This is a genomic window from Thioclava dalianensis (assembly GCF_000715505.1).
GTDB classification, from domain to species: domain Bacteria; phylum Pseudomonadota; class Alphaproteobacteria; order Rhodobacterales; family Rhodobacteraceae; genus Thioclava; species Thioclava dalianensis.
In genome coordinates this window covers 12,054-24,900 of the sequence record NZ_JHEH01000008.1, presented here as the reverse complement: position 1 = coordinate 24,900, position 12,847 = coordinate 12,054, and the positions used below count along the sequence as shown (strand labels likewise).

The window sequence follows — 12,847 nt, the reverse complement described above, 5'->3', positions numbered from 1 at the left end:
AATCCCATCAAATTATTTGATGTGATATACAAAATTCATCTCATTGTTACAAGGCATGCGCTGCGTTAGCCCGGATCTCGGAGGAGAATTCGGGAGGACACAATGGCGCTCGCACCGCTTGACGATACAATTACGCTTGCGCAACTGACGACGGATCCCTACCCGATCTATCGCAGATTGCGCGCCCAAAGCCCGGTCTTGCGGGTCGCCTCTGCCCAGCGCACCTTTCTGACCACGGCCGAGCTGACCAAGCAGGTCAAGGACGCCCCCGATCTGTTCAGCAGCAACGATCCCAACACGCCGATGAAGCCCGCCTTTCGCGCCCATACCCTGATGCGCAAGGATGGCGAGGAACATATGCGCGAGCGCAAGGCGATGATGCCCGCACTCACGCCGAAGAAAATCAACACGGATTGGGGGCCGCTCTATCAAGAGCTGGCAGAGGAGTATGTCGGGCGGCTGCCGCGCGGCGAGACGGTCGATCTGTTCACCGATCTCTGCGGCCCGCTGGCCGCCCGGATCCTCGCCAATGTGCTGGGCATCCCCGAGGCCAGCGATGCCGAGATGCAGCGCTGGTCGCAGCACCTGATCGACGGGGCGGGAAATTTCGGCTGGAAGCCCGAGCCGTTCGCGATCTCGGACAAGGCCAATGACGAGATGGACGCGCTTTTTGCTGAGCTGCGCGAGAAGCGCATCGCTCAGCCCGACGGCTCGGCCTATTCGGTGATGCTCACAGCCGAAGATCCGATCCCGATGAGCCAGATCTGGGCCAATATCAAGATCGCGATCGGCGGCGGGATCAACGAGCCGCGCGATGCGCTGGCAACGATCCTCTACGGCCTGCTGACCAATCCCGATCAACTGGCGCAGGTGCGCGCTCAAGAGGCTTGGGGCAAGGCTTTTGAAGAGGGCGTGCGCTGGGTGGCCCCGATCCAGGCCAGCTCGCGGCTCGTCACCGAAGATACCGAGCTGGGCGGCTTCGAGATCCCCAAGGGCGACACCGTGATGACGATCCAGGCCTCCGCCAATCGCGACGAGAGCCTTTATGAGAATGGCGAGGACTATATCGTCTTTCGCGACAAGAACCCCCATCAGGCTTTCGGCAATGGCCCCCATCACTGCGCAGGCGCCCATATCGCGCGGCGCACCGTGGGCAAGATCATCCTGCCGCTGCTGTTCGACCGTTTCCCCGATATGCGCCTGCCCGACCCCTCGCAGGTTCTGTGGCGCGGCTTTGGGTTTCGCGGGCCGATCAACCTGCCGGTGACACTGAACTGACCCGCCCGCGCGGATCGGACATGAAGGAGGAGGAATTTCAATGGTGAAGGTGACCTATATCGCCCATGACGGCTCGCAGACCGACATTGACGCCGATGAGGGCGACACCGTGATGCATGCGGCGGTCTCGCAGGATGTGGACGGGATCGTGGGCGAATGCGGCGGCGCGATGATGTGCGCGACCTGTCATTGCTATGTCGATGCGGCATGGGCCGATCGGGTCGGGACGCGCGACAGGAGCGAAGAGGATATGCTGGACGGGGCTGCCTCCGAGGTCACCGAGCGCTCGCGCTTGTCATGCCAGATCAAGCTGACCTCTGATCTCGACGGGCTCGTGGTCCATCTGCCCGAGGAACAGTTTTGACCCCTGAGACCGTCCTCATCATCGGTGCCGGACAGGGCGGGCTGCAAGCGGCGATCAGCCTGCGCCAGAGCGGCTTTGCCGGGACAATCACGCTGATCGGCGGTGAGCCCGGCCTGCCCTATCAGCGCCCGCCGCTCTCCAAGGCCTATCTTCGCGACGGCAAGGCCGAGGCGCTGTATCTCCGCCCCGAGAGCTTCTTCGACGCCAAGCAGATCGACTACCGGCCCGACACGTGGGTGGAGGCGATTGATCGCACCGCCCAGCGCGTCACCGTGACCGGGCAGAGCGGCGCGCATGCCCTGCCCTATGACCATCTCGTCCTCGCGACCGGCACGCGCAATCTGCGCCCCCCGATCGAAGGGATCGGGCTGGCCTGCGATCTGCGCACGTTGCGCGACGCTCAGACCCTGCGCGACAGGCTTTCGCAGCCGACTCGGATCGCGGTGATCGGCGGCGGCTTCATTGGCTTGGAATTCGCAGCCGTGGCCCGCGCGCTCGGCCATGAGGTCGCGATCATCGAGGCCGCACCGCGTCTGATGGCACGTGCGGTCTCGGCCAAGATGTCGGCGCATTTCGCGGAGCTGCACCGCGACTGGGGCAACCGCCTGCATCTGGGCCAAGCCGCCATCGCGGTGGAGCCCTCGGGCGTGACGCTGGCCGATGGCACGAAGATCGCATCCGATTTCGTGCTGCTCGCGGCGGGCGTGCGTCCCAATACCGAGCTGGCCGAGGCGGCGGGGCTTGCCTGCGACAACGGCGTTCGGACCGATGCGCGGCTTTTGACTTCGGACCCGGCGATTTCGGCCTTGGGCGATTGCGCGAGCTTTCCCGATCCCCGCAGCGGCGCGCAGATCCGGCTCGAAAGCGTACAGGCCGCGACCGACCACGCGCGCCTCATCGCCAAGCGGATCGCCAAAGGCGACGCCGCGCCTTACAGCGCGCAGCCCTGGTTCTGGTCGGATCAAGGCCCCTGCAAGTTGCAGATCGCGGGCTTTGCCACTCCCGATGCGGCGGAGGAGGAGATCGCCGCAGGGATTATCGGGCGGTTCGACGCAAGCGGGCTTTCCGCCATCGAGACGCTCGACAACGCGCGCGCCCATATGCGGGCGCGTAAGCTCATCGCATCGCCCGTGCCGATCACGCGCGCAGAACTGGAGGAGATAGCGGCCTGAGGGCTGCATGGGAGTATCTAAAGGCCCTCACATGAGGGGTTTAACGGTCCATTGGGAGGAGAGACCATGAAACACACGAGTTTGAGCATCGCGACAGTGATCGCGCTTGGCGCAACCCTGAGCAGCGCCAGCGCACAGGAGCTGAAATACGCAAACTGGGCGCCGCCCACCCATACAATCAACGCAGCCCAGATAGAGCCGCTGGCCAAAGCGCTTTCTGAGGGCACGGACGGGGCCGTCACGCTGCGCGGCTATCACGGCGGCGAGCTGGGCGCAGGCCCGGCGGATCAATATGTGCGCGTGCTGCAAGGCACAGCCGATATGGGCTGGGGCGTTCAGGGATACACCTCGTCGCAATTCCCCAAGACCCTGATCGCCGAGCTGCCCGGCGCCCTGCCGCTGGATGCACCGGGCTACAAGGCGCTCTGGCAGGGCTTTGATCAGATCAAGGGCGAATACCCGCAGACCGAAGTGATCGCGCTATGGGGCTCAGAGCCCAACATCCTGATGATGCACGACAAAGAGGTGCGCACGCCTGCCGATCTCAAGGGGCTCAAGATCCGCGTGGCAGGCTCGATCTCGGCTGCCGCGATGGAGGCGCTCGGCGCAACCCCGGTGCAGATCCCGATGACACAGGTCTATAACGGACTGCAAACCGGTTTGATCGACGGCGTGGTCAGCGGCGCGTCGATCCTGTCGGATTTCAAGCTCAACGAGGTCGTGGGCAGCGTCACGACAGGACCGAACCTTGGCCGCCTCACCTTCTATACGGTGATGAACAAGCCCGCCTATGACGGGCTGCCGCCCAAGGCCAAGGCGGCGCTCGATGCGGTGAAGGGCGAGAAGATCTCGAAGATGACCGAAGAGGCATGGATCGCGACCGCAGCGGCGGCGCTCGATGCGGCACGGGCCTCAGACAGCACCACGGTGATCGATCTGGACGCTGCGGGCGCGCAACCCTTCAATGACGCGCTGGCCGATGTGACCGACACCTATGTGAGCAAGGTGGGCGGCGCGGCCACACTGGCGGCGATGCGGGGCGAGTGATGCTCGCACAGATGCAAAAGCTTGTGGACAGGCTGATCAGCCTGTCCGCGATCATCGGCACGAGCGGGTTGATCTTCGTCGTGCTGGTGATCGTGATCGATGTGATCGGGCGCAATTTCGGCATGCCGCTTTACGGCGCGCAGGATCTGGTCACCATGACGATGGTGCTGATCGTCTTTGGCGGAATGGCGCTGTGCGACCGCAGGGGCGGCCATATCGTCGTCGATATCTTCGAAACCACGTTTCCCGCAGCGCTCAACCGCACCATCGACATTTTCTCGGCGCTGCTGGGCGTGGCGATCTTCGTGCTGATCGCGGTTACGGTCTATCAAAGCGCAAAGCTGAGCGTGATGCTCCATCTCTCGACCAATCTCTTGAACCTGCCCAATGCGTGGTTCCAATACGCGCTTTGCGTGCTCTCGCTGGTCGGCGCGCTCACGATGGGCCTGCGCGCATTGCGGCTAATCTGGCGCGATGACCCTCAGCCGACCGGCGAAAAGGAGCCGCTATGACCCCTGCAATCGTGGGCTCGGCTGGCCTGACGCTGCTGCTGGCTTTGCTGCTGATCCGGGTGCCTGTGGCCTTTGCGATGTTCGCAGTGGGCTTTGTCGGGATCTGGATTCTGAACGGGCTACAGGCGGCCACCGGGCTTTTGGCCTCCGAGACCTTCTCACTGGCCTCGAATTCCGAATTGATCGTGGTGCCGCTGTTCATCCTGATGGGCAATGTGGCGAGCGTCACCGGGATGAGCCGCAAGCTCTATGATGCGGCTTTCGCGACGATCGGTCAGATGCGCGGCGGGCTTGCGCTGGCAACCGTGGTGGGCTGCGGCGGGTTTGCAGCCCTCTCGGGTTCCTCGGTCGCCTCGGCACTGACGATGGGGCGCACCGCGCTGGCCGAGATGGACCGCTACGCCTATAGCCCGCGCCTGTCGACCGGGGTTGTGGCCGCGGGCGGGACGCTGGGGATCCTGATCCCGCCCTCAACCGGCTTTGTCATCTACGCAATCCTGACGCAGCAAAGCATCGGGCGGCTCTTCATGGCGGGCATCTTGCCGGGGATATTGCTGCTGAGCGCCTTCATCCTGACGATCATGATCCTGTGCACCCTGCGCGCCGAGATCGGACCGAAAGGCCCGGCTACGAGCGCCGCCGAAAAGGGTCGCGCCTTCCTCGGCGCAATCCCGATTCTCATCGTCATCGTGCTCACCATTGGCGGCATCTATTCGGGGTTTTTCTCGCCCACCGAGGCCGCCGGGGTTGGCGCGGCCTTCGTCATTATCTACGGGGCATGTGAGCGCAGCTTGACCCTGCGAAGCTTCTGGCGCGCCGCGCAAGACAGTATCGTCACCACAGCCTCGGTCATGCTGATCCTGATCGCGGCGCATCTGATCAACCCGTTCGTGGCGCTCAGCCACCTGCCCGCCGAAATCAGCCAGATGCTCGTGGCGCTCGATCTTGGCCGGATCGGCACGCTGCTTGTGATCCTCGTGATCTACATGGTGCTGGGGTGTTTCCTCGAAGGTCTGGCCATGCTGGTACTGACGCTGCCGATCTTTTTGCCGGTGATCCTCGATCTCGGCATCGATCCGATCTGGTTTGGCGTGCTGGTCGTGCTCACGCTCGAGATGGGGCTGATCTCTCCCCCCGTCGGCATCAACGTCTTCATCGTGAAATCCGTGGCCAAGGACGTGCCCTTGATCGAGATTTTCCGAGGCGTCATGCCGTTCTGGGTGGCGATGTTCGCAACGCTCGCAATTCTGGTCGCGGTGCCGCAGATCTCGCTCTGGTTGCCCGGCATGATGTAGCCCGCGCCGCGCGCCGGACGCGCCCCCTCAAAAGCAATGTGCCGCACGTCACATGGGACGCGCGGCACAGGCAAAACTCTCTTGGCGCGCATGCGCCGGGGCGTCGCTTACCCGATACGGTAGTTTGGGCTTTCGCGGGTGATCTGCACGTCATGGACATGGCTCTCTTTGAGGCCCGCGCCGGTGATCTTGACGAAATTGCACCCACCCCGCATCGCCGCGACCGTCGGCGAGCCGGTATAGCCCATCGCCGCACGCAGACCGCCCACAAGCTGATGCACGACCGCGCCCGCGGGGCCCTTGTAAGGCACCTGCCCCTCGATACCTTCGGGGACCAGCTTGTCAGAGGCCGCATCTTTCTGGAAATAGCGATCCGCCGAGCCCCGCGCCATCGCGCCGAGCGAGCCCATACCGCGATAGGATTTATACGACCGGCCCTGATAGAGCACGACCTCGCCGGGGCTCTCATCGGTCCCTGCAATCGCAGAGCCCACCATCGCACACCATGCGCCCGCAGCGATCGCCTTGGCGAAATCGCCCGAGAACTTAATCCCGCCATCGGCGATGATCGGGGTGTCGCCCGCAGCCCCGGCGCAATCCATGATCGCGGTAAGCTGGGGCACGCCCACGCCCGCCACGATACGCGTGGTGCAGATCGAGCCCGGGCCGATCCCGACCTTGACCGCATCCGCGCCCGCGCCGATCAGCGCGCGGGTGGCCTCGGCAGTTGCGACATTGCCCGCAACGACCTGAACATTGGAGTTATAGGCCTTCACCCGCGCCACGGCCTTGGCGACGCCCTCGGAATGGCCGTGCGCCGTGTCGATCACGATCAGGTCACAGCCCGCCTCGATCAGCGCGCAAGAGCGCTCATAGCCCTCATCGCCCACGGTCGAGGCCGCAGCCACGCGCAGCCGCCCCTTGTCATCCTTGCAGGCCAGCGGATGCAGAACGGCCTTCTCGGTATCCTTGAGCGTGAGCAGCCCAGTCAACTTGCCTGCCCCATCGGTGACCAGCAGCTTCTCGATCCGGCGCTCTTTCATCAAGGCGCGGGCCCGATCGCGATCCGCCGGTTCGGTCAGGATCGCCAGCCCATCCTTTGTCATCATCGCCGAGACCGGGGTCTTGTCGTCCGAGGCAAAACGCATGTCGCGATTGGTCACGATGCCTACGACGCGCTTATCCGCATCGACCACGGGGAACCCGGTCACATTATAGCGCTCCATCAAGGCCTTGGCATCGGCCATGGTCTGCTCGGGGCGCAGCGTAATCGGGTTGTAGACGATCCCGCTCTCGAACCGTTTGACGCGGCTGACCTCGGCGGCCTGCTGCTCTAGGGTGAGGTTGCGGTGGATCACGCCCATGCCGCCCGCCTGCGCCATCGCAATGGCCATGCGCGACTCGGTCACAGTGTCCATGGCCGAGGACAGAAGCGGAATATTGAGGTGGATCGACCGGGTCACCTGGGTCGCGACATCCGCCGTGCTCGGCAACACAGACGAGGCTGCGGGAACAAGAAGGACATCATCAAAGGTGAGTGCCTCGCGAATCTGCATGGGGGATCTCCGGGTCCAGATGCGTTTGGCAGTTTCCTGTTTCACGCCCGCGCGCCGATGGCAACCCCCAAGGCGCCGTGCAGCCCGTCCTGCACGCGCGCCTTCAGGCACGCGCGCCGTGTCAGGCAATGGCCGCGTTGGTCTTGAGCGCCAGATCGCCCTTGCTCCAGCCCTTCATCAGACGCGCCGAGAGCGGCACGATCACAAGGGTCGCCACGATCAGCAACACCGCGCCGGGGCGCGCCCAGTACCCGCCGACCGCGAGCCAGCACCCGGCGGTCGCGGCCAGCGGAAAGCACAGCGCGCCCCAAAGCGGGCTCTCACCTGCCGCCAGAAGCCAGCGCAGGCGCACTACCAGCAGCACCAGAAATCCGCCCGAGATCAGCGCCATGACCTGCGCGATTGCAGCGGCATGAAAGCCTGCCGCCACCATGCCCAAGATCGCCGCGGGCACCAAATGGCAGGCCAGAAGCGGGCGCAGGGGCGCGGGCACCGTCTCACGCGAGAATTTCTGCATCGAGAGGACCCAGATCGGCACCGCCACCAACAGCGCAATCCAAAACAGCGCAACACCGAGCATTCCCAGCCCAAGCGCCTGCGCCACCAGTGCCGCGACGCCAAAACCTGCAAAGCTGAGCTGAGAGACCGGGGTAACACGCCGTTGTTCGGTGGGGCCTGTGAAAAACGCCCAGATGATCAGCGCGATCAACCCCAGATGGGCGATCAAAGCGGCCCAGAACAGGGCCTGCGCGCCCATTCCGTAAGGCGCAAGTGCAGCCGCCAGCAGATAGCTCGCCAGAACGAGCGCGGCGATGCCCGCCCGGCCCGGCAAGACGCGCAGATCCTCGAAAATAGCACGCGGGCGCCGCAGAAGTTTGACCCCATAGGCAATGAGGCAAAATACGACGAGCAGGCTGACGGCGCCCACTGCGATCTCGGCCAGCGCCTGCGGCAACGCGAACTGCACTATCCCCCGGCGCCAGACAAGCACCAGCCCGATCAGCCCGAGGACCGGCAGGAAGGCTGCAGGCGGTGTGCGGCGAAACAGGCCTTGGGGCGTCGGCTGTCTGGGCGCAAGTGTCATCAGGCGGACCTTTCTCGTCATTTGGCGCGGGTGCGAGAGCGCGTACCCTCTGCTCTGGGCTGCGGCTTGCACCGCGATCTTTCAGGAAAACTAATCGTGATCTGGGGCAAAAGTGAGGCGATAACGGATCAAATCGGCAGCGCCAAGAGGCTCGCGCCCAGCGACACCGCCCGCGCGCCCGTGCCCAGCTTGAAATGGAGCCGCCCGGCCCCCGCCTCGCCATCCACACAGCCCAGATCAAACTGCACGACGCCTTGGGCGCGCAGCATCAAGGCTGTCTGCCACAGCGCCAGATTATGGGCCCCGCTGGCCCGGCCCTGCGCCCCGCCCCAGCCAATATGATAGCTTGCCCCCGCCCCATGGCGCAGCACGATCACGCCAGCGATGCGCGCGCCCGTCGCGTCTTCGATCCGCAAGGCGATCAGATCCTCGGGCGCCTGTGCAGCCCAGTCACGGGTGAAATCGGCGGGCAAGGCGCGGTAGCCGCGCGCGCGTTGCTGCGCCTGATCAGCGCGCAAGATCCAGTCGAACTCGGGCTCGGGGCAGACCCGCAGCCCGGCGCGCTCTGCCGCCACAAGCCGATTGCGCCATTTGCCCGCGAGCCCCTTGCGCAGCGCAGACGGATCGGCCCTGAGCGACCAGATCGCATGATGGCGCGCTGTGATCAGCGGGATCAACCCCGGCCCCGCCACGGCTGCGGCAGGCGTGGCCAGCACAAGGCCGGGCCTGCGCGCCAGATGGCACAGCGCGCGGCGTTGCAACCCCTCTGCGCAGCCCGGCACAAAGACCGGCCCGCGCGAGATCAACCACATACCGCGCCGCCCGATCATCTGCACAAGCCCGATCCGCACCCCGTCCGCACGGATCTCAAACCGCGCGACACGCCGCCCGCGCGCGCCCAGCACCGCCCCATAGCTTTGCGATTGCTGCATCGCACAGGCGCCGCCGAGGGCGATCGCGTCCAGCGCCTGCTGCCATGCCGCCCCTGGAAACGGCGCGATCTCCAATGCCGAGCCCGTCACATAGTCTCCACTGCAATTTCGCTCAGCGCAGTTAAGACCCGCTTTACCTAAGACGGGGTAAATATCTCACCAGAGTTTCCCGCAACGAAGGCACGAGATGGCCCGACACCCCCCGATCCCCGCCCCGCGTCTGACCCTTTGGGTCCCGATCTTGCTTGCCTGCGCCCTGTGCACGCTTTGGTTGATCGCGCTCGCCTTAGGGCGATTCTCGGGGATTTTCTGAACCCAACGGTTTGAAAGCTGACCTTAACGTTAGAAAGCGTGACACCCACGCCACAAGTGAGCCCTCGCAATGGGTTGGAGACGTAGCGTCAGAGTTCAACACGAATTGATCTATAAAGGCGCGGTGATAACGTCATTTTCAGGGAACCGACAGACACACGTCACGGGGAGAGGATCATTATGAAACAGATTTTGACAACAGCAGCCGTCGTCGCTTTGAGCACCGGCATGGCGCAGGCAGGCGGCGTCGAACGTTCGACGCAATCGGTCGGCATTCTGTTCGAGCAAGGCAATTACGCTGAATTCAACATCGGCGGCTTCAACCCAGATGTCTCGGGCACCGTCGCAGGCGGCGCAATTTCGTCGGGCGATATGGCGACCGGCTACGGCAGCTTCAGCCTTGGCTACAAGCAGGCGCTGAACGACAATATCGACCTTGCGATCATTCTCGACCAGCCGCTGGGCGCAAATGTGCACTATCCGCTGGCCAACCAGCCCTACCCGTTCGCAGGCTCGACCGCGTCAATCTCGTCGCATGCGGTGACCGGCCTGATGCGCTACAAGTTCCCGCAGAACATCTCGGTCTATGGCGGTGTGCGCATCCAGCAAGCCTCCGGCAAGGCCGATCTGAAGGTGTTCTCAACCACAGCCGGCGCCTACCTTCCCTATAAACTCGACGCTCCGAACGAGACAGATTTCGGCTATGTGGTGGGTGTCGCTTGGGAAAAACCCGAGATCGCAGCCCGTGTCGCGCTGACCTATAACTCGAAGATCACGCATGATTTCGACGGTACGGAAACGCTGTTCAACGGCGCGACGATCGACTCGACCTTCGAAACCGTCTCGCCGGAATCGGTCAACCTCGAATTCCAGACCGGGATCGCAAAAGACACGCTCCTGCTGGGCTCGGTCCGCTGGGTGCACTGGTCGCAATTCGAGATCGCGCCGGATGGCTACCGGGCGACGCTGGGCGGCGGTCAGCCGGGCAGCGCTGGCGCACTCGTGGCGTTCAAGAACAACACCACGACCTTCAATATCGGTGTGGGTCGCCGCTTCACCGACCAATGGTCGGGCGCTGTGATGTTCGGCTATGAAAAGCATGACGGCGACACCGTGGGCAACCTCGGGCCGACCGATGGTTTCAAGTCGATCTCGCTGGCGGCCAGCTATCAGGCAACCGACCAGATCAAGATCACTGGCGGTCTGCGCTATGTCGATATCGGCGATGCCACGACCAACGCCCCCACGCTGGCCGATTTCTCGGGCAACAAGGGCTGGGGCGCGGGCCTGCGCGTGGGCATGAGCTTCTGATCCACGTCCCCTTCGGATGACGTGAAAGCCCCGCCCGATTGGCGGGGCTTTTTCTTGCGCATGTTTCGGGTGGCGCAGACGCATGATTAACCCTATCGCAAAAGCCATGACGCACCGTATCGCCCCCACCGCCCCGCTCTCGCTCTCCCCGCTCGTCTGGGCGCTTCTGGGCGGGCTTGCGCTGATCTGGGGCTCATCGTTCCTGTCGAACCGGGCGGCGCTTGATGGCGCGGGCGTCTTTACGGTTGTGTTCATCCGTGTCGCGCTTGGCGCGGTTTTGCTTTGGATCTGGGTTCTCGCGCGCGGCATCCCAATTCCGCGCCGCCCCGTATTGCTGGTGCATTTCGTAGTGATGGGGCTTCTGAACAACGCGATCCCCTTCTCGCTCATCGTCTGGGGCCAGCAACATATCGAGTCCGGGCTGGCCTCGATCCTGAACGCCTCCACCGCGATTTTCGGTGCCTTGATCGCAGCGCTGGTCTTCTCGGACGAGCGGCTGAGCGCGCGCAAGTCTCTGGGCATCGCCTTGGGCTTTTGCGGCGTCGTCGTGGCCATCGGCCCCGAGGCTTTGCGCGGCTTCAACCCCGCCTCTGCCGGCCAGATCGCGATCCTCGGCGCCGCGATGAGCTACGGTGTGGCAGGCGCCTATGCGCGCCGGGCCGTGCGCGGCATCGCGCCGGAACTGTCGGCCGCAGGGATGCTCACCGGCGGTACGCTCTGGATTTTGCCACTGATGCTGTGGCTTGAGGGCATGCCCCGGCTCGATTATGCGCCTTCAGTCTGGACCGCGATGCTCTGGCTTGGTTTTGGCTGCTCGGCGCTGGCCTATCTGCTCTATTACCGTATCCTGTCGCTGGCAGGGGCGGCCAATCTCGCGCTGGTGACGCTGTTGATCCCGCCGGTGGCCATCGTGGCAGGCTGGGCAGTCTATGGCGAGCGCTTGGGCCTCAGCGAGATCGGAGGCTTTGCACTCCTCGCAGTGGGCCTCGCGATCCTCAATGCAAAGCCCGCGCAACGCCCGCCCGCACCCGCGCCCAAAACCCCGTGACGTGCGCGCCCGCGCGCGCTAGAGAGGGGCAAAGCAGATGCAGACGAGGCCGGGCATGATTTATTCCAACCGCACCGACTGGCTTGAGGCCAGCGACAAGCGGGTCTTGTTGTTTGGCATGTCGGGTCTGGGCAAGACTTGGGCTGCCAATCTGTTGCGCGACGAGGGCTGGTTCCACTACTCGGTCGATTACCGGATCGGCACGCGCTACATGGGCGAAAATATCGCCGACAACTTCAAGCGCGAGGCGATGAAGAACCCGTTTCTCGCCGAGCTGTTGTTGAGCGACTCCGTCTATATCGCCTCCAACATCACCTTCGACAATCTGGCGCCGCTCTCGACCTATCTGGGCAAGCCGGGCGATCCGGCCAAGGGCGGCCTGCCCTTTGACGACTATATGCGCCGTCAGGAACAGCACCGCCGTGCCGAGATGGCAGCCCTGCTCGACACCATCCCCTTCATCGAGCGCGCCCGCGCGATCTACGGGATCGAGCAATTCCTATGCGATTCCGGCGGCTCGATCTGCGAGGTGGTCGATCCCGACGACCCGCAAGATCCGATCCTGAGCGCCTTGTCTGCCCATCACCTGATGGTCTGGATCGAAGGATCCGAGGCCCATACCGAGGCGCTGGTCGAGCGTTTCGCCCGCGCCCCCAAACCGATGTATTACCAGCCCGAATTCCTCATCCGTAAATGGGAGGAATATCGCGATCTCAAGGGCCAAAGCGAAGCCGAGGTCGACCCCGACGCCTTCGTGCGCTGGACCTATGCGCAAGCGCTCGCCCACAGGCAGCCGCGCTATAAGGCGATGGCGCGCAACTGGGGGATCAGCATCCGCGCAGAGGATCTTTATCTTGTGCGCGATGCGAAAGGGTTTACATCGCTTATCGCAGAGGCGTTGCCGGCGTGACAGCCGACCCAGCGAAATCACATCAA

12 protein-coding genes are annotated in these 12,847 nt (G+C 64.0%); 9 read left to right on the top strand and 3 right to left on the bottom strand.

Features of this window, described 5'->3' with window-relative positions; all coding sequences use genetic code 11:
* Positions 1 to 102 precede the first annotated feature (102 nt).
* The 6 genes from DL1_RS08580 (at position 103) to DL1_RS08555 (ending at position 5,668) form a co-directional block, all read left to right on the top strand.
* A complete protein-coding gene (locus DL1_RS08580) occupies positions 103 to 1,278 on the top strand; it encodes a cytochrome P450 (protein ID WP_038064942.1) in 1,176 nt (391 codons plus the stop codon).
* A 40-nt stretch (positions 1,279 to 1,318) separates the two neighbouring features.
* Positions 1,319 to 1,642: a 2Fe-2S iron-sulfur cluster-binding protein gene (locus DL1_RS08575; protein ID WP_038064939.1), complete on the top strand. Its 324-nt coding sequence runs from the start codon at positions 1,319 to 1,321 to the stop codon at positions 1,640 to 1,642.
* A complete protein-coding gene (locus DL1_RS08570; RefSeq protein WP_038064937.1) occupies positions 1,639 to 2,814 on the top strand; it encodes an NAD(P)/FAD-dependent oxidoreductase in 1,176 nt (391 codons plus the stop codon). The genes DL1_RS08575 and DL1_RS08570 overlap by 4 nt, the downstream gene beginning before the upstream one ends.
* Positions 2,815 to 2,880: 66 nt before the next feature.
* A complete protein-coding gene (locus tag DL1_RS08565) occupies positions 2,881 to 3,861 on the top strand; it encodes a TRAP transporter substrate-binding protein (RefSeq protein ID WP_038064934.1) in 981 nt (326 codons plus the stop codon).
* Positions 3,861 to 4,373, top strand: a complete 513-nt coding sequence (locus DL1_RS08560) for a TRAP transporter small permease (protein WP_038064932.1) — start codon at positions 3,861 to 3,863, stop codon at positions 4,371 to 4,373. The genes DL1_RS08565 and DL1_RS08560 overlap by 1 nt, the downstream gene beginning before the upstream one ends.
* Positions 4,370 to 5,668 carry a TRAP transporter large permease gene (locus DL1_RS08555; RefSeq protein WP_038064929.1) on the top strand — a complete coding sequence of 433 codons (1,299 nt, stop codon included), beginning with the start codon at positions 4,370 to 4,372 and terminating at the stop codon, positions 5,666 to 5,668. The genes DL1_RS08560 and DL1_RS08555 overlap by 4 nt, the downstream gene beginning before the upstream one ends.
* A gap of 107 nt (positions 5,669 to 5,775) precedes the next feature.
* Here the strand turns inward: DL1_RS08555 and guaB are convergent, their stop codons facing one another.
* From guaB to DL1_RS08540, 3 genes are all read right to left on the bottom strand, one after another.
* A complete protein-coding gene (guaB, locus tag DL1_RS08550; RefSeq protein ID WP_038064927.1) occupies positions 5,776 to 7,224 on the bottom strand; it encodes an IMP dehydrogenase in 1,449 nt (482 codons plus the stop codon).
* A gap of 121 nt (positions 7,225 to 7,345) precedes the next feature.
* Complete coding sequence (locus tag DL1_RS08545) at positions 7,346 to 8,308, bottom strand: TDT family transporter (RefSeq protein ID WP_038064925.1); 963 nt, start codon at positions 8,306 to 8,308, stop codon at positions 7,346 to 7,348.
* 128 nt (positions 8,309 to 8,436) lie between these two features.
* A complete protein-coding gene (locus DL1_RS08540; RefSeq protein ID WP_051693433.1) occupies positions 8,437 to 9,330 on the bottom strand; it encodes a GNAT family N-acetyltransferase in 894 nt (297 codons plus the stop codon).
* A 402-nt stretch (positions 9,331 to 9,732) separates the two neighbouring features.
* On the opposite strand from DL1_RS08540, the gene DL1_RS08535 reads away from it, so the two are divergent.
* From DL1_RS08535 to DL1_RS08525, 3 genes are all read left to right on the top strand, one after another.
* Complete coding sequence (locus DL1_RS08535) at positions 9,733 to 10,863, top strand: OmpP1/FadL family transporter (protein ID WP_038064924.1); 1,131 nt, start codon at positions 9,733 to 9,735, stop codon at positions 10,861 to 10,863.
* A 106-nt stretch (positions 10,864 to 10,969) separates the two neighbouring features.
* Positions 10,970 to 11,911: a DMT family transporter gene (locus DL1_RS08530; protein ID WP_038064922.1), complete on the top strand. Its 942-nt coding sequence runs from the start codon at positions 10,970 to 10,972 to the stop codon at positions 11,909 to 11,911.
* Between the two features lie 55 nt (positions 11,912 to 11,966).
* Positions 11,967 to 12,821: a hypothetical protein gene (locus DL1_RS08525; RefSeq protein ID WP_038064919.1), complete on the top strand. Its 855-nt coding sequence runs from the start codon at positions 11,967 to 11,969 to the stop codon at positions 12,819 to 12,821.
* Positions 12,822 to 12,847: the final 26 nt, after the last annotated feature.